At 41.3% G+C, this 22,189-nt stretch carries 11 protein-coding genes; all 11 read right to left on the bottom strand.

Translation table 11 applies throughout. The features are described from left to right. Positions 1–4: 4 nt before the first annotated feature. Positions 5–1,552: a RagB/SusD family nutrient uptake outer membrane protein gene (locus tag K7X70_RS07505; RefSeq protein WP_222536455.1), complete on the bottom strand. Its 1,548-nt coding sequence runs from the start codon at positions 1,550–1,552 to the stop codon at positions 5–7. Positions 1,553–1,562: 10 nt separating this feature from the next. Beyond that, a complete protein-coding gene (locus tag K7X70_RS07500) occupies positions 1,563–4,697 on the bottom strand; it encodes a SusC/RagA family TonB-linked outer membrane protein (RefSeq protein WP_222536454.1) in 3,135 nt (1,044 codons plus the stop codon). Between the two features lie 237 nt (positions 4,698–4,934). Beyond that, on the bottom strand, positions 4,935–5,816 hold the full coding sequence (locus tag K7X70_RS07495; protein WP_222536453.1) for an AraC family transcriptional regulator: 882 nt from the start codon (positions 5,814–5,816) through the stop codon (positions 4,935–4,937). Positions 5,817–6,112: 296 nt separating this feature from the next. Next, positions 6,113–10,186 (bottom strand): hybrid sensor histidine kinase/response regulator transcription factor, encoded by a 4,074-nt coding sequence (locus K7X70_RS07490; RefSeq protein WP_222536452.1) that lies wholly within the window; start codon positions 10,184–10,186, stop codon positions 6,113–6,115. A 127-nt stretch (positions 10,187–10,313) separates the two neighbouring features. Beyond that, entirely contained in the window at positions 10,314–10,514 is a 201-nt protein-coding gene (locus K7X70_RS07485; protein WP_222536451.1) for a hypothetical protein, read from the bottom strand. A gap of 99 nt (positions 10,515–10,613) precedes the next feature. Then, a complete protein-coding gene (locus K7X70_RS07480) occupies positions 10,614–11,369 on the bottom strand; it encodes a LytR/AlgR family response regulator transcription factor (protein WP_222536450.1) in 756 nt (251 codons plus the stop codon). A gap of 98 nt (positions 11,370–11,467) precedes the next feature. Beyond that, on the bottom strand, positions 11,468–12,793 hold the full coding sequence (locus tag K7X70_RS07475; RefSeq protein ID WP_222536449.1) for a RagB/SusD family nutrient uptake outer membrane protein: 1,326 nt from the start codon (positions 12,791–12,793) through the stop codon (positions 11,468–11,470). Between the two features lie 11 nt (positions 12,794–12,804). Continuing rightward, positions 12,805–16,164 carry a SusC/RagA family TonB-linked outer membrane protein gene (locus K7X70_RS07470; RefSeq protein WP_222536448.1) on the bottom strand — a complete coding sequence of 1,120 codons (3,360 nt, stop codon included), beginning with the start codon at positions 16,162–16,164 and terminating at the stop codon, positions 12,805–12,807. A gap of 37 nt (positions 16,165–16,201) precedes the next feature. Continuing rightward, a complete protein-coding gene (locus K7X70_RS07465) occupies positions 16,202–18,802 on the bottom strand; it encodes a zinc-dependent metalloprotease (protein WP_255606962.1) in 2,601 nt (866 codons plus the stop codon). 154 nt (positions 18,803–18,956) lie between these two features. After that, positions 18,957–20,573: a sensor histidine kinase gene (locus tag K7X70_RS07460; protein ID WP_222536446.1), complete on the bottom strand. Its 1,617-nt coding sequence runs from the start codon at positions 20,571–20,573 to the stop codon at positions 18,957–18,959. Positions 20,574–20,670: 97 nt separating this feature from the next. Continuing rightward, positions 20,671–22,104: a Gfo/Idh/MocA family protein gene (locus K7X70_RS07455; protein ID WP_222536445.1), complete on the bottom strand. Its 1,434-nt coding sequence runs from the start codon at positions 22,102–22,104 to the stop codon at positions 20,671–20,673. Positions 22,105–22,189 lie beyond the last annotated feature (85 nt).

The raw sequence follows: 22,189 nt of genomic DNA, 5'->3' as shown, positions 1-22,189 counted from the left end.
TTGATTAATCGGTGTAACCAGGATTTTGGTTTAATTTAGAATTAGAGTTCAGCACATTTCTATGTAAGGGCCAGTAGACTTTATTTTCAGGATTCAAAAATCCTGGGGCATCTATATTTCCGGCAGCCGTTTGTCTTCGTTTAAGAATTGGATCCATCACTGCTTTCACATGATTGGTACGAACCAGGTCGAACCATCTTTTCCCTTCGCCAAACAACTCGAGCTGTCTTTCGTTCAGGATGGCATTCTCCATTGCAATTTGATTGGATACCAAAGGATCGGTAGGCAGGTACTCAGGCACCACTGCACGCTTACGTACATAGTTTAAGTATTTTAACGCATTTGGTAAATCGCCTGTTGCATTCAATGCTTCCGCATACAATAGGTAAATATCACCCAGGCGATACATCGTCAAATACACTGGCAGCAATTGATTGCTCGCTGGCCATGGATCTGCAGCAGTAGGATTAGCAGCAGTAGGATACCATTTCACAAAACGATCCCTGTTAGGTTTTGTCCCTCCAAAAAACACATCTGCTGTTTGTCTTGGTCTGATATCTGTAGTCCTGGTGGTCGCCGATACTTGTGGCTGAAACCAGGTGGCATAGATGCCTTCATCAATGGAAATCTGTTTGTTATTGGAAGTCCATGAAGTCTGCATACAGGCACAGCCATTTTTCTGGTAATCCCAGTGGATGCTCCATATCGACTCCATACTACTTGCAGGTGCAGTAAACATATTTTTCCAGGTGGCAGAAGGCTGTAAATTCGCTTCACTAGCGCCGGTATATAATGCTCCTGTAGGTCCTTTAGCAGCAAATAAAAGCTTGATCCATTTGATGGCATTTGGATAATCTTTCTTCCACATGTACACATCAGCCATTGTGGCGCAGATCGCTGCTTCACCAATATTGAATACCACAGGCTTGTCGCCTTTTTTTACCAGGTCATAAGCTTTCTGGAGATCAGGAATGATCACTTCATTGATCACCTTATCTTTAGCAACCCGGGGTTCTTCAGAAACAGCATCCAGACTTTCAAAAGGTTCCAGTCTGACCACTGCATCGCCCCAAACCCTAACCAGGTAAAAATAACTCATGGCTCGCATGGCATAAGTTTGGGAAAGGTAGCTATTCACCATCGCTGGTGTAAGCAGCGGGTCCAGATTTGCAGTCAGCGGAATATATTTAATATTATTATTGGCTCTGCCGATCACCGAATATAGTCCGGTCCAATCCGAAAATTGATTGGTTGGTGTTAAACTATTCAGCACTACCTCATCCACAAAATCTTTAGTATAGATCAGAAACCTGTCGAAATTATCAGAACGGTATTCTCCCCAATACATATATTTTTCTGTGTACTGGTCTTTACCCACCATTTCCTGCTGAAAGCCAGAATACATCCCTGCAACTGCAGCTTCCACATCATATCTGTTTTTATAAAAATCCGCTAAGGGTACCTGATTGAAAGGTCTTTCATCTAAAAACTTTTTACAGCCACCCAGTAACAACGCTGCGCCTAAAGCAGACATCGCGATTATCTTTTTCATCATCATCTTATTAGAAATTAACATTGATACCTAAACCAAACTCTCTTCTTCTTGGATATTTACCAACGTCATCACCCGGGGTTAAAGGGTTGTTGGTGCTAAACTCAGGATCATAACCGCGGTAATTGGTCCAGGTTAATAAATTGGTACCATATATATAGGTACTGATCCTTCTCATGCCAACGGTTTTTGACCATTTTTCATTGAGTTGGTACGACAAGCGTGCGCTCGATAACCTAAAGAAAGATGCATCTTCTACGTACAAGCTGTTCTGATTAGTTTTCAGGTTTCCACGGTTATTCTTCTCGATATAATAAGGGTATTTGGCAATATCGCCAGGCTTTCTCCAGGAATTGTAAACCATATCCGGAGATCCGGCACCAGTATTGGAAGGATTATTCTGTGATTGTAAAAGGCTATTGTATACTTCGCCGCCAAATGAACCATTGAACGTAAAGGACAAGGCTATATTTTTATAACGGAAATTGTTCGTCACACCCAGATAGAAATCAGGAGTCGCATTACCCAGGATCTGGCGATCTTCATCATCAATTACCCCATCGGCTTTTACCTCTTCCCACTCTGCATCACCACCTTTTAATTTACCATCCGGTGCCCTTTTACTCAACACATTTCCAGTATATGGCTGTCCATCTGAAGTATAAACCGCTTTACCATTCTCAATTTTAGGCTGTCCATTCTCTAATACTAAGGTTAGTTTTTTCCAGTTTTCATCGTAAGCATTTGATTCATTCCACTGGTAAACACCCAGGTTTTTCCAACCATAGAAATTACCAATTTTACCACCCTCTTCTACATACCATTTATTACCCACAAATAATGGAATACCGCCTGCAAGTTTCTTTACTGTTCCACGTTCAAAGGTGATGTTACCCATGATGTTCCATTCAAAATTCTTTGTGGCTATTGGTGTTCCTGTGGCTACAAACTCAAAACCTTTTGACTGTATGGTTCCTACATTCACCAGCACCGTACTATATCCTGTTTCTTTAGAAAGTTCTTTTGGGTACAATAGGTTACTGGTTTCTTTCACATAATAATCAGCGGTGATGCCTAACCTTCCCTTGAAGAAACTCAGGTCCATTCCGATATTGTTCTGTGTAGTGGTTTCCCATTTGATGTAAGGATTACCGAAATTTGAGATTGGTACTGCAGCACCAATGCCATTATAGTTTCCTGCAAATCCGAATTTGGTATAAGACTCGTAATCTCCGATTTTATCGTTTCCTAGCTGACCAAAACTGTAACGAAGTTTTGCATCTTCCAGGTAAGGTTTTGCAAAGCTCATAAATTTCTCATCAGAGAAACGCCATGCTGCAGAAGCAGAGAAGAAATTACCCCAGCGGTTTTCTGATCCGAATCTTGAAGATCCATCTCTACGATAGGTTCCTTGTAAAATATAGCGTCCTTTATAATTGTAGCCTAATCTGCTAAAGATAGAAGCCGTAGAATTTGCCGTTCCATCTGTGTAACTTTTAGAGGCCGTCAGGTAATCAGGAAGCGTCACGAAAACTGCCTCATTTACACTGTTTTGATACTCCGTATGGACGCGATCAAACTTTCTTCTGTCTGCACTAAAGCCCAGCAAAGCAGAAAAAGTATGGTCGGTTAACACAGTTCTGTTGTAGTTCACAAAAGCCTGGTATTCATACCTGAATGTTTTGTTCATTTCATTTTTACCAGAGTTCTGATCTTTATTCGCTGAAATGATCCTTGGCGAAAAATACATATTCTGGGCATTATCGAGTTTTGCGTTAAATAAGGTCGTAAACTTCAGTTCATTTGTAAAGGAATAATCCAGCTGGTTATTCAATTGTGCAGAATACACTTCGTCCTCATCCCGCTCATATAAAGCCTGGGCAATTGGATTTCTTTTTGAAGCGATATAACTGGTTAATGTTCCGTCAGGATAGTAAAGCAAGGAATAAGCAGGTCGGTCTACGACAACCTTTATCGTATTTCCCACTGGAATTGCATTTCCTTTCGACCAGCCAAAGGACACATTATTTGAATATTTTAATTTTGGGGAGATCTGATAGCCGATATTTATCCTCGACTGTAAGCGTTTCGCCCAGCTATTTTTAATGATAGATTGATCATCCAGGTAATTTAAACTGGTATAATAGTTCAATCCTTTTTGGGCACCACTAATTCCCAATTTAACTTCTTTCTTTTGAGCCAGGTTACCTAATAAGATATCCTGCAGGTCATTATCTGCATTGAAACTTGGATTCAGGGAATCTGTGGCATTCGTTCTGCCTTGAATCGCTCTAAATGCACGTACTTCCGCCGAATTACTGATTGGAATGCTATGGGCTAAACGTCCAAATACGTGATTATAGGTCACATCGATTGAAGGTTTTCCTTCCTGTCCTCTTTTGGTGGTAATTAAAATTACCCCGTTTGCGGCACGTGAACCATAGATGGAGGCTGATGCCGCATCTTTCAAGACTTCTATATTGGCCATATCGGCAGGATTGATATTCGCACCATTCTCGTCGATCACCCCATCTACTACATATAAAGGACCATTTCCACCATTCAAAGTAGAAGTACCGCGAATCTGGATAGAACCTGTAGCACCTGGGGCACCACCGCCATCATTCACAATTAAAACCCCTGCTGCCTGGCCTTGCAAAGCATCAAAAAGGTTAATTGGCTGACGTTCTTTAATTGCTTTCTCATTCACAGAAGAACTGGCACCGGTAAGGTCTTTCTTTCTGGCCACCCCGCCATAACCCGTCACTACAATTTCCTCCAGATCAGAAAAATCTTCTTTCAGGCTAATGTTTACCGTAGTTTTACTGCCTACTGTAGCTTCCTGAGGCATATAGCCGATATAACTAAACACCAATACCGCTGATGAGCTGGGTACTGTAATGTTGTAAAGACCATCCCCATTGGTAGAAGTACCCGTGGAAGTCCCTTTAATTTTGACGCCCACCCCTGGAAGCGGCACCCCTTTATCATCCTTCACCACGCCTTTTACTTTAATTGTTTGTGCATACGCGGAGGGGGAAAATAACATCCCGAGGGCTAGTAAAATGATGACGCCAACCTTCCTGATCGTGCACAAGTTCCATTTGTCAGACAAATAGAGGTTCATAGTATAAATTTCCTTCATACTTCAGTTTTAAAAATGAGTAAATACTTTAATTGATCTTCAGCTAATTATTCCGGGAATCCGGTCATCATGCTGGTCAGGAGGGCAAAGCCATATATCCCCTATGGCGCTTTGTAGTAGTGGTGGTCATTTTCATTATTATTCGTTTAAGTTTATTTTGGTTGATCTAAGGGACGGATTATTTTTTAGGAATCAGTCGGTTGGTTTGGCGTAGTTGTCAACAGAATTGGCTCCTGTTTAGTTGATATATTCGGTTACAAATTCCCGCTGATAACAGAGGGGACTTTTCCCGGTTACTTTTTTAAAACACTTATGGAAACTGGCAAAATTATTAAAGCCACTATTGTAGCAGATTTGTTTGAGGTTGAGGTGTGCTTCAATTAAAAGCTTGCAGGCCTGCCCTACTTTGATCTCTGTCAGAAACTGAGAATAGGTTTTTCGCGTGCGCGATTTAAAATAACGGCAGAAAGAATTCGGGCTGATCTTGGCTACATCAGCAATTTCCTCCAGACAGATCTTATTCCTGAAATTGGCATAAGTATATTCATAAATGTCACTGATGCGGTCTTTCTCTACCTGCTCCAGGTCGTACTGAAACCCAACGGAAGCCAGCGTTTCCAGTTCAGTGCATTTAGCGATTTCCAGTAAAGCCTGCATCAGCATGATGATCCTTTCCGTTCCTTCTGCTTCCAGCATGCGGGTAAGTAATGCCGCTACCATTTCTTTATTTTTCCCCTTTACCTTCACTCCTCTTTTGGATTTCTCCATCACATCTTTTAGGGCTTTATTTTCTGGCAGGTTCAAAAAGAAATCTCCCCAAAGGTCTTCACTAAAATGAGCAACCTTGACATCTGCAGTACCGCTTTTTTCGCCACCTTCAAAATAGGCATCCTCAAATCTCCAGTAATGCGGCAAATGCGCCCCTACCAGAATGATGTCTCCCGAATCAAATGATTGAATGTTATCCCCGATAAACTGGGTTCCCTTTCCTTCATTAAAGTAAATCAATTCCAGTTCCTGATGGTAATGCCATTTATTGTTGACAAATGGTTCGACATCCTGTCTGACACTAAATGATTGAGCAGGAGCCATCGATACTTTTAGTAATTGTGCTTTCATAATCAATAGTTATTTAGTTAGAATCCTAGAGGCGCTACCAGCACATTTATTTGAAATACGAAGGATACAGTCTGGTCATGACCAGCGCTAACGCTAGTGCATAACAGAAATGAGGAATCCTGAAAAACATTCCCACAGTTAGGAAATACAGGACAAGAAATCATAGAATACTCGTTCATCAGATCAATTGGTCTTACAGATAAATTATACTTGGTTTTGCTAATGTAGCGCTCCTGCGCATCTCTGAGGGGTGAAATTCTTAATTATAAAGGGGGAAATTCTTAAATAACCTGGAATTATTCTCCGACAGCATAATCAGAAGGGGTTCTGCCAAACTGTTTCACAAATTCTTTACTGAAATATTTGGGGTCACTAAAACCTACGAGGTAGGCCACTTCATAAACGGTGTACACCTTTTGTCGGAGGAGTTGCGCCGCTCTTTTCAGGCGGACAGATTTCAGGAAGTTATTCACGGTTAAACCGGTCAATACTTTTATCTTTTTATAAAGAATAGGTGTGCTCATACCCAGCTCCGAAGCCAGGGTGTTTACGCTAAACTCCGGCGTTGTAAAATTATCCTCAATCAGGGCCATAACTTTGTTTAGGAATTCTTCGTCGGAAGACTCAATTAAAATATTTGCGGGCTGCAGGGTAATCTGCTGACTAAACTTCCGCCTCATATTGGCTTGCAGCATGAGCAGATTCGAGATGGTCAGCTGCAGACTGCTGATGCTGAAAGGTTTGGTGAGGTAAGCCTCAGCTCCCGTTTTCAAACCGTTCACTTCATGGATATTCCCCGTCCTTGCAGTTAACAGGATGACTGGAATATGGCTGGTCCTGACATCGGTTTTCAAAGTCCGGCACAGCTCTAAGCCATCCATCACCGGCATCATCACATCACTCACAATCAAATCAGGTATTTTTTCTATCGCGATCTCCAGGCCTAAAGCCCCATTTTCCGCTTCCAACACGATATAAAACGGCCGTAAAGACTGTACAATAAAATCTCTGACCTCATGGTTATCTTCTACAATCAAAATCGTGATCTGCTCATCCGCATCTCCGCTTTCTACGGATGGCATTTGAACCAACTGTTCCTCCATAGCTGTATCCGAAGCCTGATAATGTGCCGGGTTCTCAGAATTAAGAAAATCTTGTACCAGCTCTTCTTTTGAAAAATGTTCCTGCCCTAATTTCAGCTTCAAGCAAAAGCAGGTGCGAATGCCCGCCTCAGGAATATCTTTTTGTTCCGCTAAGAACAGGTTCCCATGGTGGAGTTCTGCAATCTTTTTAGAAAGCGCCAGTCCTATTCCTGTCCCGCTATTTCTGGAAAGCGGATCTTTGACCTGGTAGAAATTCGTAAACAGCTTATCCCTGCTTTCTTCTGGAATCCCTTTACCGTTGTCACAGGTGCGGATTTCTACAAAACCGTCATTAGTTTTTAAGACCGACAAACGGATCATCCCACCATCTGGTGTACATTTAAAGGCATTTGACAAGAGGTTATACAAGACCTTTTCCAACTGTTCATTGTCGAAATAAACCTCAATCTCTGCTTCGTCCGACAAGAACTGATAATCGATATGCTGTTTGATGGCCAAATCTGTAAAAGAAAGGTAGATCTCTTTGGCAAAGCCGACAATATTACCCGGTGAGATGTTGAGGCGCAGTTTTCCTGATTCTGCCTTTCTAAAATCCAGCAGCTCATTTACCAATCTCGTTAAACGGCCTGCATTCCTTCTCACTGTCAGCAATTTCCGATTCAATACCGGCGATTCCTGAGTCTCATTGATCAGCGTTTCTAAAGGCCCCTCAATTAAGGTCAGCGGTGTTCTGATCTCATGGGAAACATTGGTAAAGAAATCAAGTTTCATTTGATATACATCCTGTTCTCTTTTCAGCAGGGCCCGGATCCAAAGGAAGCGCGAGAACAAAAACAACAGCCCCAGGAAAGCTGATAAATAAATCAGGTATGCCCACCAGGTTTTCCATAAAGGCGGGTTCACATGGATCAGGAGTTTAGTAGGTACTGGATTCCAGACCCCATCATTGTTAGAACCACGGATCAATAAAGTATAAGTGCCCGAGGGCAAATTGGTAAAAGTGGCAGAGGGACTGCTCACATAATTCCAATCTTTTTCAAAACCTTCCAATTTGTAAGCATACCTGTTCTTCTCCGACTTGATATAATTGAGCACGGCAAAGTCTACCGTAAAAATATTCTGATGGTAAGAAAAAGTAAGTTCTTTGGTCAGGCTGATATTTTCTTTCAGCAGTTCAGTCTCATCATTGATGCTGATTGGCTTATTAAAAAGCTTAAGGCGTGTAAACACCACTTTCGGCACCCGGTTATTGTCTTTAATCTGATCAGGGAAGAAGCTGACCAGACCATTAAATCCACCGAAGAAAAACTCTCCTTTACTGTCTTTAAAGAAAGAGTTATAATTGAACACATTCCCTGGAAGGCCATCCCTTACTGTATACGTTTTAAAAGTCTTGCGGTCAAATTTCGACAGGCCATTGTCGGTACTGATCCAAAGGTTCCCTTTATCATCTTCCAACATCCCCAGTACCACATTGCTCGGCAAGCCATCTTCCTTCTTAAAAGAACGGATGGTTTTATTTTGAGGCTGATAGCGGGTCAGCCCGGATTCATAGCCGCCCAGCCAGATATAACCATGTGAATCCTCCTGCACAAAATTGATATCGTTGAACTGCATCCGGTCGTCATTGTTCTTAAACTTCCTGACCTTTGTACTATTGGGCTCCAGAATATAGGTTCCCGAATTACAGCAAATCCAGACATTGTTCTTAGAATCCTGAAATAAGTAACGCACTACTTTTAAATCATGCTTGTCATTAATTCCCGAAAACGGAGAAAAGTCGTCTGTTTTTTCATTGTAAAGGAAAAGGCCATTGGCACGGGTTCCGATCCAGAAGCGCTGCTGTCGGTCATGCAATAAAGAAATGATCCGGCCAGAATTTAAAGCCTTAGGATTTGCTGGGTTCGCCGCATAATGACGGAAGTTCTTTGTAGCGGGTTGATACAAATCCAGTCCACCTTCATAGGTACCCACCCAAACTTTCCCTTTATGGTCTATAGAAACAGCTTTCACCAGGGTAGAACTGAGTGAAGAAGGATCTTCAGGGTCATGTCTGAAACTCGTAAACTTACCGGAAGCACGATCATAATAATTGAGTCCCTCCGCTTCCGTTCCTATCCAAAGGTTATTTTTAGAATCTTCTACGATAGAACTGACCACATTACTGCTGAGTCCGTTTTTCCCTATCTTCGATTTATACTCCCGGAAAGGTGTCGAATTCACATGGTACACATTTACGCCACCATAATAAGTACCCACCCAGATGGAACCGGCGGCATCCTGCATTAAGTCGTAAATAGAATTCTGGTTTAAGCTGGAAGGGTCGTCAGGAAGGTGATTCAATACTTTTATCGCATAAGTATCTACATCAATGATGTTGATACCATTTAGCGTGGACACCCATAATTTGCCATCCTTTGCCTGCATCATTTTACGGATTACGTTACTGCTGATGCTATTGGGCTGTCCGTTCTTAAAGCGGAAATGCTTAAAAGTACCGGTACTGCGATCCATTAACTCCAGTCCGCCGCTATGTGTACCAATCCATAAGTTGTGCCGATGGTCTTCCAGAATGGAACTGATGTCGTTATCGCTCAAACTTTCCGCCCTGTTTTTATCGTGTACATAAGAACGGCAAACATATTTTCCATTCTTTAGTACCATACTGGTTAAGCCCTGAAGGGTTCCCACCCACATCACATTGTTGTGATCCTGATAAACAGATTTGATCAAATGGTGTACCGGTCCTTTTTGCGGATCACTAGAAGTCATGTAGCGCTCAAATTTATCCGGAGCTACCAATTTGTTCAATCCACTATCTGTGGCTACCCAAATAAAACCTTGTCGGTCTTCATATATACTCCTGATGATGTTATTGCTGAGGCTATTCTTTTGCCTGGCATGGTATTGAAAACGCTTAAAAGAATTGGTTTTTGGCAGATATAAGTTCAAGCCCTTTTGCGTACCCACCCATACATTCCCTTTGCTATCGGTAAGCAGGGCATTGATGTTCATGCTGCTCGTTAAAGAAGTGCTATCCTTTTTATGGTATTTATAAATCTCGAAATTCTGAGTATTGAACTTATTTAGCCCGTCTTTGGTACCAAACCATAGGAAGCCCAGACTATCCTGTGTAATAGACAGCACGCTGCTTTGCGACAATCCATTCTCTACGGTCAGATGATTAAAGCTGATGCTTTTTTGTTGCGCAGTCGCTCCGATGAAGGAAAACAGCAAGCCAAGAAGCAGGAGTTTAAAGTGGTTCATTTTATTATTATCGCAAAATATACTGCTGATTACAGCAAGATATTGTAATATTTGGTCAGGGGTAAAAGTATATAAAAAATACCTTACCGACCTAAAATGTTCAGGTTTTATTGATTCAGTAGGTTTATTAAATTAAAACTTGCCAATGACCTCTCGTCCCACCAATACGAGTAATATATCCTTTGACTTTCATAATCTCTATGTGTTTTAACACCGCCGATTCATTAACATTTAATTGTTCTGCAATCATGATTGCACCACCTATTGCACCACCTGCTTCATTGATTGCACCACCTCTAATTACTTCATTATTTTTAGGAAAAGACATTCTTAAAAATTTTAAGCTGATCACTGTCGATAAAGAAAATAGAAGACCAGACGAAGCGCATCTGATTATTCGAAATCCTAAAAACGATAGGTTAGCCCTTTATTGATTAAGCCAGTTTTTAAAAGCTTCTGCTCTTTCCTCACTCACCACCACTTCCAATCCTTCTACCGGTGCAGGTTCCAATACAATCCTTACCCGGTTCCTGGATAACTTATACATCTCCCTTACGGCTTTGATGTTAATGATAAATTTGCGGTTGATGCGGAAAAAGTCGGAGCTGTCCAGTTGGGGTTCCAGACTGCTGATCGTTTCTTCGATGATGTAATTCTGCTTGTCGTTCGTGACCAGGAAAAGGTATTTACCTTCTGCCATAAAGTAAGCCACATCCTCAGACTGTACTGTCTTGATCAGCTTTCCTAATTTCACCATGAAGCGGTTGCGGATTTTCGGTGCGGGGCCTAAAGTCTGGTAGCTGATTTGTGGAAGGCCAATATCAGAAATCTTTCGAATCCCTTTGAGTTTAGCCAGCCCTGCGGCCACGTCTTCCTCATCAAAAGGTTTGAGCAGGTAATCAATGCCTTGATTTTTAAAAGCTTTCAGGGTGTACTGATCGTAGGCCGTGGTGAAGATCACCGGACAGTCTACTTCTACCTGTTCAAAGATCTGGAAGCTTTCGCCATCACCGAGGTGGATGTCCATAAACAAGAGGTCAGGAGTATGGTTGCTGAGCCATTCTACCGCAGCTTCAACAGTAGCTAAAGTGGCCATCACTTCAATCTCCGGGTTTAACTGAATCAGTATTTTCCGTAACGTAACTGCTGCCAACTCCTCATCCTCAATAATTGCTACTTTCATCCTCTTCTTGCTTGGATGCAAAAGTAAAAAAAAACTCCGGTCTGTAAAACAGACCGGAGCTAATCACCCGCACATATCGTTCTTTATAGGATTAATGCTTATTGAAGGTTCGGATTTGCTTGTACTGCCGACTGAGGGAAGCGAATGGTATATCTTGGATCGTTTTTCAACAAGGTAAATACTTCAGCATTTACTGTATGTTTCAATTCCGGCTGACCGTAACGTTTCAAATCATACCAGCGATGACCTTCCAATGCAAATTCTTTTTCTCTTTCTTTCAAGATATCCAGCATCAAATCATCGTTGTTCAATGCCAATACACGTGTTTTTTCTGTAGCGAAATAAGCTGGCGTATAACGTTTCGCTTTTAGTGCCAAAAGACTTTCTTGTGCTAAAGAAAAGTTCTTCAATTGTAAGGCTGCTTCTGCCTGGATCAAGTAAAGCTCCGAGTTATGGAAAGAGGTTTTGAAGGCATTGCTGTTTCCTTTAATGGAAACGTAATCTCCTCCAGCTTTACCAAAGTACAAAGCAAATCTCTTGTCATTCACCTGGTCATAGATGCCAATCAAATGTGGAGACATGAAAGCACTTCTACTTACATCTGCATTGAATGTATCTTCCATCGACATGATATTTTCTTTAGAAATGTAGTTATTTGGGGATACGGCTCCAGCGGCATTTAAATCTTCCAACTGATTGTTCATCGCCAAAGCATCCTGGCTTGCTTTAAGTGCGCTTGCCCACTCTCCTCTAAACTCATGAACCCTTGCAGTTAAAGCCAGTGCTGCACGTTTAGTAAAACGATAGTTTAATCCTGCTGCAAAGTTATCGGTATTTACTAAAGCCTGTCCAGCAGCAATGTCAGAAAAAATCTGGCTATATACCGCCTCCACTGATGAAGGCTTATAGTTAGCTTCAAGATTAATGGTCAGCGAGATCGGCACGCCACGGTCTGTTCCTGCTGTAGCAGAATTAAAAGATTTCGCATACAAGTTCAGTAACTCAAAATAGTTATAAGCACGAAGCAAATAAGCTTCTCCCTTAATTTGATCCGTTGCTGCTGATTTACCTGCTTTAGCTTCTATCTCCTCAATTACAGAATTGGTGTAGAAAATAGAAGTATAGAAACTTCCATAAGGCATTTCTCTTGAATTTGGATCCGGGTTTTCGTCATTCCATTTATACTGGTCGCGAAAAATTGATGCACTCGGTTCATCATTGTTCATCAACAACTCATCTGTACGAAAAGCCAGGTTAGATTTATGCTTTGGAAATTGAGCATAACCAGAGTTTAGTAAAGCTCTGAAATCTTCCACTGTAGTCGGAATCACTTTTCCTACTGGTTGTACATCAAGGTATTTTTTGCAGCTGCTTGCCGATACCATCAACAACAAAACTGCGCTTAATTTTATGATCTTATTCATCTTCTTATGAATTAAAAACTAGCATTAAGACCAATAGAAAGACTTCTAGTGATCGGTTGTGAATAAATGTTACCATAAGTTTCCGGATCGAAGTAACCTTTATAATTCGTACTGATCACGAAAGGATTTCTTGCTTCCACACTCACTCTTAAACTATTCGCTTTTACCTTTCCTGCAATTTTTGAAGGCACAGTATAGCCTAAGCGGATGCTATTGATACGTACATAGCTCATGTTTCTTACGAAAATATCCATGTCTTTATAAGTATTTGCCGGGTCATTTCCATTTTGCCAGGTATAAGCCATCCAACGATCAGGATTAGTTGAAGCACCATAGATTGCTGGTAAAGTACTGCCCGTATTTGTTGGACTCCAGGCATTAAGAATTGCTCTTGGGTAGTTTCTACCGCGGTCTACCTGTGCAGGGTTATAAAGCGCCTGCTCTCTTACCAATTTATTGATATTGAATAATGCAGAGATCGATAGGTCAAAGTTTGAATAACGGAAACGGTTGGTGATACCACCAGTATATTCCGCGTCTCCATTTCCAGCATACGTGTATAAATTCTGGAAATCTTTATCGCTTAAAGCACTATTGGTGTAATTACCTGCTAACCATTCATTATCTGCATAAGGGTCATACAATTGGTAAAACTCTTCCAAAGAAACGATGTTTCCGGCTTTATTTTTGAACTGAGGAATGCCGTCTTTATCTAATCCAGCAGTTTTAATCACAAATAGTCCGTTCACAGGATACCCTTCTTTAGATGGGTTCAGTTGGTTTGCACGTACTTTCTCTCTCACTACTTTGCTCTTGTTGTGCGCAATGTTGAAATCAGTATACCATTGGAAATTCTTGCTGCTCATATTTCTTGTAGAAATCGTCAGCTCTAACCCTTTGTTTCTGATCTGAGAGAAATTTGAACTGGTATAGTTAAAGCCATTCTCTAATTGCAGCTCTTCTATTCCAATTAAGTCTTTACTGAAACGGTTGTAATAATCAAAGGTCACCTGAACTGCATTGTTCAAAATCCCAAAGTCTACTCCTGCGTTAAAAGTAGAGGTTTTTTCCCATCTCAACTTATTATTTGGTGGACGCGTCACTACGATCGTATTTTGATTTCCTCCCGGAAGGATACCACTTTGTTCGTATTCACCTACTACATACGGCGTAGTATTTTTGTCAATATTACCTTGTAAACCATAAGAAGTACGTACCCTAAGATTAGATATCCATGAAATATCTTTAATGAATTTCTCTTCACTCGCATTCCATGCACCTGAAAGTGAATAGATCGGCAAGAATCTGTACTTAGGATCCACCCCAAATAAATCAGATCCATCGTAACGGATACTTCCGTAAAGCGTATACTTTCTGTCGTAAGTATAAGATAAAGTACCATAGAAAGAGGCATACCTATTTTCTAACTGCGTCTTTTTGTATGGACGTAAATCACTTCTAGTTGCGTCACTGGAATTTCTAAACACAATTGCCTGACTGGTTAAGGTACGGTCGTCATATCCAAAACCTCTAGTCAATACACCTTCATCATAAGTTCTCCTTAGTTCTGAACCTGCCAATGCCTCAATTTCATGCTTTTCAGCAAACACTTTTTTGTATTCCAAAATTGACTTCCAATTGTATTGGAAAGCGGAATTATTCTGGTTGGAGATCATCCCACCTTGTGGCAGATAATATTCGTATTTCTTGGTGGTTGAGTTGTAAAATCTAGTCGTTTCTTTAAGTTTACGTAAGTTGTAAGACTGCTGACTAGCATATTTTTCCACACCTGTATCTTCAAACTGAAGTCCTAATTCTGTGCGGATGTTCAGATTTTTATTGATCTGATAGCTCAGGTCCATAATGGTCTTCACACTTTTATTGTTTAAAGTATAACGCGTATTCTCACGCTCTTCAACCGTGTTAAAAGGCACATATACGTCGCCACCAACATTTCCAAAAATATCAGGATCATAATTGAAATTACCTGCAGCATCTCTTACGGTTTGATAAGGATTTACATTTCTAGTATAGGTACTTAGATTGGTAAAAGCATCACTATCTGTGAAGTAGTTCGAACGTTTTGATTTGGAACCAAAAAACGCAACGCCTGCTTTCAGTTTTTGTGAGATCTTATAATCGGTTTTCAAGGTCATGTTGTAACGCTCTAATCCCGTTTGCTTTGTGGTACCTTGCTCATTGTAATAACCTCCAGAGAAGTAATATGTGGCTTGCTCAGAACCACCAGACAAACCTAAAGTGTACTGCTGATTTAAGGCATTTTGGTATAATTCTTTGCCCCAATCTGTACCTTGTACTCTTAAGCCATTAATCGCGTCCTGAGTGCCTGCAGATAAAGCAGAAAAACCACCAGTTCTGAATTTATTCAATTCACCGCTTTTGTTTAGAATCCTGGCTACGCCACCTTGTGTATCTCTATAAGTTAAATCTGATCTGGAAGCCATGCCCAATTCGAAATCTACTTTCTCCGTGGCATTCATCAGATCCAGTTTACCCAGATCCGGACGCTGTGAAACGAATGAATTCGCAGAGAAGTTGATCGACATCGGACCTTGTTTACCTTTTTTAGTCGTGATTACGATTACCCCGTTTGCTGCTCTTGCGCCATAAATAGCGGTAGCGGCAGCATCTTTAAGGATCGTAATGTCGGCGATATCATCAGGGTTTAATCCTGCAATTGGGAGGTTACGCAATTGATCGATATCATCTTTTCCAATGGTATTAGGCAAGTTGGTACCGTCTAAAGGCAGACCGTCCAATACCCATAGCGGATCTTGTGAACCGTTTAAGGAAACTGTACCACGGATTCTGATCTGCGGAGCAGCACCAGGACCACCAGTAATATTTCCAACAGAAACACCAGCAACCTGTCCTTCTAACATCTGGTCGATACCGGCAACACCAGTCTGACGCACTTTGTCATAGTCCAGCTTTACTGTAGCCGTTGTATTTTTACGCTTTGCTATATCAGTATAACCATTCACCACTACCTCCCCCAGGGTATTGTCAGCGTTCTTTAAAGTCACATTGACATGTGTTTTATTGATGATATTGATTTGCGCAGACTCATACCCAAGGTAAGTAACTCTTAAGGCTTTTGTTCCTTCTGGTACTTTCAATATGAATTTACCATCGCCATCAGTTACGGTTCCCACTACCGAATTCTGAATCACTCCAGGAACACCTGTTTGTTCGCCAATCATGGCATTGTCTACAAATACCGAAGCGCCAGGTATTGGCAAACCATCTTTCTCATCAAGCACCTGTCCGGTGATGGTGGTGGTTGTCTGACTAAAACCTGCAAAGCCGAAGCCCAGCAAGATTAGTATTAGCATTAATTGTTTGTTCATTGTCCCCTTTTTAAAATATTATAGTTGTTGGTTGTTATTAGTTCATTCTAAGACTTTGACGAATCCGGAGGATTAAGTCCATATAATGACCTTTGGTTGCATCATCTCCCCTGCCTTTGTTTTTTTCCAGGATCGTAAGAATCTGAAGCAACTCACTGCGTTTCGCAGCTGCCACATCAGAGGTTCTGCTCATAGAACTCACCTGAATATTTCTCAACGATGTGTCCTCAGCCCCTACAACTGATTTACCATCATTACTGAAATCACACACTTGCAATTGATTTTGCATTTTTAATTTATTGTCTTGTAAAGCTGTTTTAGTGATTTTCTCCAACATTTTGTCGGTGCTCACCAATAATACATCTACGTAATTTTGCTGTAACATGCGGTCGGTAATCGAAAGCGTTTTTCCACGTTGAGTTTTCGCGAAAACCGTCTCTCTTACTTCTTTTAGCAATTCATTAGCGGTGTATACGCTGTCTTTACCCAGCAATACTTCCATTTCCATCATTCTCAGCAGACGTTCCTGACTAACCAGGCTATATAATATGCCATATTGGAATTCACGTCTTACATTGTATGGCCCATACTCATAAGGTCCTGCCGGAGAATCCTTAATCGGGAATGTTTTCATTAATAAATCTTTGTTGAACAACCAATCCGGTACTTCCATCACCTCTTGTTTCAAATAATCAAGCGCTTTGATCTGCATCGCTTTAGGAACCGGTGTGTACGCATTCTTTTGATCACCTGCTACTGGTTTCTCTAAATAGTAACCACCAATATTTGCCGTTACGTGTTCTGCATAAGTCAACCATTGGAAAATGGCGGCCATGTATAATTTCCCTGCCTGATAGTAATCTTCGCCAGGATTTGCTGCCCAGGTAGTGATCTGAGGAATCAGACGTTTTAAGTTTAACAAACCATAGCGACTTGCCTTCACAGCGTCATCCCCTAAATCTTCTGATTGAGACCTTGGATCTACAACTAAGCTTTGCTGCTCACCATAGAAATATAAAGGATCATTTTCATGGTCTTTAATCCATTTGGCCAACACTGGAATTTCCTCATGTGGATCTTTGGTATCTAACCAGCGGTATCCCCATGCGATCGCATATTTGTCGTATATACCAATTTTTGGGGTAATGCTCGTTACTTTATCTTCTGGTTGTGCTACATAATTGAAACGTGCATAATCCATGATGGAAGAAGCTGTTCCGCCCATGCGATCCGTAAAGGAAGGCGAGCGTAGAGAATCTACCGGGAAAGAGAACGAAGCGCCCATGTTGTGTTTCAAGCCTAAAGTATGACCCACTTCATGAGAAGATACGAAGCGGATAGCATGTGCCATACGTGCATCTGTAAATTTATTTCCTCTTGCACCTTCATCGATAACTCCGGTTTGAACCCTCATCCAGGATTGCAGAGAAGTCATTACATTGTGCCACCAGATCACATCTGATTCCAGGATTTCTCCGGAACGCGGATCGATTACTGCAGGGCCCATTGCATTGGATTTCGGCGAAGCTGCATAAGTGATCTCCGAATAACGGATGTCATCACCATCATAATCAGCAATATCTTTTACTTCTCTTGCCTGAATCGCGTTTTTGAAACCTGCAGCTTCAAAAGCCTTTTGCCAGTCTACCACACCAGCAATGATTTGCTTTCTCCATTGTGGAGGCGTAGATGGGTCAATATAAAAGATAATCGGTTTTTCAGGTTCTACCAGTTCACCTGCAAGGTAACGGGCACGGTCTTCCGCTTTTGGTTCCATTCTCCATCTGGTTAACAGTTCCCTTTTCTCCATTTTATGCTGCGTATCGGAGAAATACCATCTTGGTGTGGTAAAAAATCCTACCCTATCGTCTGCATAACGTGGTTTCATCGGTTTTTCCGGTAATAAAAGTACATTAGTCGTTACAGCTACACTAATTGGAATGCTGTTTTGACCTTCTGTTACTCTGGTACTCAATAGTGCACGTACTACTACATTTTGAGGGAAGCTTTTGATCTGCTCAATGGCTGACAATGAACTTTTCGGTGCAGTACCTAAACCAATATCGGTAAAAACATCATTAAAGCTTTTATCGGTACCGTCAAAAACCCTGTTCATTTTAACCACTACTGCGGATGAATCCGGGCTATAGGCTTCAATCTTGAAAGATTCAATCACTGAACCAATGAAGTTGTCTTTTACGGAACGGGTGATCGCATCTCCTTCTGGTGATTCTACCTGAGGAACGATGGTTTTTACCCAGATGGTTTTCGCCAGTTTATTTTGTGAAAAGCGAATCACTTTGTTGTCAAAGTTCATCCCTTTGTTTAATCCGGACTCATTCAATGCCAATGGTACGGATGATATTTTGTTGACTACTAAAAAATCCTTACCCATATACTTCAGGGGGATCTCAAAGTAATAATCAGTTTCTACCTGGTGGACTTTAAACAGTCCATTCACCGTGGTTGCTTTCTTTAACAACTCGGCATAACTTTTCAGCTCCTTACCTTTGGTGGTGTCAGCAGCATTTTTCTTTTTTAGCGTATCCGCTACTACTTTCTTAGTGGTTTTAGTTGGAAATTTTTTAGTAGTTTGTGCGTTTACTTGTGTAGTAAACAAGCCTGCTAAAACAGCCAAAAAAAATGAAGTCTTATTCAAAATCATGTTCCAAAGTGGGGGATAATTGGCACATAATGAAATTTTCGGGAGTGAACTCGTACAATATACTTAGTGAAAGCGCAGTTTTAAGGAGTGAAATTTTTATTGTTAACTTAATATTGTGTCCTGATTACTATTCAGTTAAATGTAAAACTGGCAAATAACATTTGAAGTATTCCTGTTCGATCCCGTAGTTAAAGCCTTGATTTCCAAAATAGGAATACGTACTTTTCAGGTAGTTCAGACCCTGTTTTCCGGAATCTTTGACATCTGTACGCAATTGGAGGTTGTTGCTCACGATGATCGTATTTTTGTCACTGGAAATGGTGATTTTTAGTGGTTTTTCTTTAGAAAGGATGTTGTGTTTAACTGCATTTTCGATCAGTGTTTGCAAGCTCATAAATGGAATTTCACCTTCGAATAACCGGTCTTCAATCTGGATATCCAGGGGTGCCAGTGCATCACCGAAACGGATCTTTAACAGGAAGAAATACTCCTTCATAAAACGCAGTTCTTCAGCTACCGGAGCCAGCCCGCTAGGGTAGGATTCCAACACATAACGGTACACTCTTGAAAGCTTCACTACGAAAGCTTTTGCAAGCTCGGTGTCCTCAGCAATCAATGCATTTAAGGAGCTGAGGGAGTTGAAAAGAAAATGAGGATTCACCTTTTCTTTTAATTTACTCAGCTGCAGCATGGCATTCTCTTTTTCATGCGTCTCTGCCAGGAGTTGTAAGGCCTGCTTATCCATCAGCAATTCCTGACGGTTGATTTCTACCTCCCTGCGTAGCAAAAATTCCTTTTGCCATTTTCGCTGGTACAGCCAGATCATACCCAGGATAATGCTCACAGAAATCAGTCCCATGTAAATAGAATAGGCCCTGATGTCCTCAAAATCCTCCTCTAACACAATCACCGGAACATCGACGATAATCGTCCAGTTCAAGCCATTGATCACATTGGGAATATAATATCTGGTCACAGGCATTCCTAAAAAATCGGATTTGACTACTTGATGTTTAGTCCTTCCATAAGGATGGATCTGATTAAAGAGGGTATCCTGTTTAGGTTGAAATAACTGCTGACCAATTTGCTTTTCATTAGGACTGGTGATACAAATCCCGTTTTCGTCCACAATTATCGCATAAGATTGCCCTTTTACGTCCACAGAAGCAAAAGCACGCTGCAATTCCATCAAGTCTACATCCAAACCTGTCAGGAGGCGACCTCTCTCTGATTCTACCGTATTGCTGGCAGTTAGTAAATGTAGAGCTGGAGACACCTGCGTCTGCGTCCCTCTCACATTACTGGTATCATTGGCTAAAAACTGTTGCTTTGCCCAATTCTTTACATATTTAGGCATGGCTACTTTCTGAAAGGAAGCAGAATTACGAATCAGGTAGACAAAAGAAGTATCTTTTCCCTTAATGATGGCATACCAGGCTTTTTTTACTTTATCATCGGACATTAATACTGTCCCCAGAGTTTCCATCAGGCTCTCCTCGCTGATGTCTTTTCTCAATTCAGGAAAAAGTGTGGCGGCTACCTGCGTGCCCTTAAAGATGTTACCGAACTCATACTGATAAACCAGTACTTTCTGACGGTACACATTTGTGCCTGCAAAATCAGCAATCGTATTGATCCGTTTCTCAAGAAAACGGCCGGTGAAAAAGGTAACGCCAGCGATGCACAGAAAGACTGCCAGACCGATAACTATCAGATATTTTGGGGTTTGCAACACAAGCTTCATTGCTGCAAAGATAGGAAAAGAGAAATTAAACTGGGTTAACACAAACGTTTGCGCTAACCCAGCCTATTCATTATGATATCGTAATGACGATTATTTTTTACTTCGCTGCCCTGACTTTCGTATTGCCGCCACCGTCTAAAGTAAGGTTAACAGGCTTGTTTGTTGTCCAGTTACCTCTGGTGAAATCAGGAATATCCATACTTGTAGACCTTTTCGCTACCGATTTCTTGCTCAATGGAACAATACAGCTCCATGCTGCAGCATCATAAACATCCTGATCCAGTGGTAAACCGTTGCGTAAACAATCGATTAATCTCCAGTCCATCATGAAGTCCATTCCGCCGTGTCCACCTACTTTTTTAGCGATGTCACCAACGTGTTTGATCAATGGAGGAGTATAATCGTCATATAATTTTTTCATTTCCGCTTCTTTTATCCATTCTTCTCCAAAAGCAATACGTTCTGGTTCCGGCCATTTACTGGCAAAACCTTTCGTACCGCTCAACAAGTGAATTCTGGAGTATGGGCGTGGAGAAGTTACATCATGCTGCAGCATCATCGTTTTCCCTTTATTGGTTCTGATGGTGGTGGTATTCATGTTGCCTCTAAAGTTCTTTCCTACAAACTGGTTAAAGAAAGCGTCTTTTTCCGCTTTTTTCTTCGCTTCGGCACCCATCATGAAATCATTGGAAGACATAGACACCAAATAGTCCATTTTATCGCCTCTGTTGATGTTCATGCATTGTGCAATCGGGCCTAAACCATGTGTTGGATAGATATTCCCGTTGAAGTCAATATTTTCTTTTAATCTCCACATGTTTTCATAACCATTCTTATCGAAATTTAATCCTAAAAGGTCATGAATATAAGCGCCTTCTGCATGGATCAATTCACCAAATAAACCTTGACGCACCATATTAAGGGTCAGCATTTCGAAGAAATCATAACAGCAATTTTCCAGCATCATGCAATGCTTGCGAGTACGCTCAGAGGTTTCTACCAATTGCCAGCATTCCTCTAAAGTTAAAGCCGCAGGAACTTCTGTAGCAGCATGTTTGCCATGCTCCATTGCATAAACAGCCATTGGCGTATGTAAATGCCATGGAGTACAGATATAAATCAGGTCAAGGTCTTCGTTATTGATCATGTCTTTCCAGCCGTTCTCGCCGGAATATTCTTTTGCTTTAGGCAGCCCTTTTTTCTCCAGGTATTTTTGTGCTGCAGTTGCTCTTGCTGGTAGTTTATCGCAGAGCGCTTTAATTTCGACACCTTCAATAAAGGACATTCTACTCACTGCTCCTGGCCCACGCATCCCCAGACCGATGAAACCGATCTTTACTTTATCGATTTTCGGTGCAGCATAACCTGACATATTAAATCTTGCGCCATTGGTATTTGGATAAAGCAGGGGCGTTTCATTTGATAAAGATTCAGCTGATGCAGGAGATTTTGAAAAAGCAGGCAGGCCCATCGCTACCGCGCTGGAGCCAATGGCCAGTTGTTGTAAAAACTTTCTACGATTAGGTTTCATTTGTGTTGGTTTTGGGTGTGTGGTTTAGTTTCGTTTGGTTATTTGGTTTAGGTTGATTCCGGGCAGAAATCACCTCCTACCCTAC

This window comes from Pedobacter polysacchareus, assembly GCF_019802255.1.
Classification (GTDB): Bacteria; Bacteroidota; Bacteroidia; order Sphingobacteriales; family Sphingobacteriaceae; genus Pedobacter; species Pedobacter polysacchareus.
This window is presented reverse-complemented; position numbering and strand designations above follow the sequence as displayed.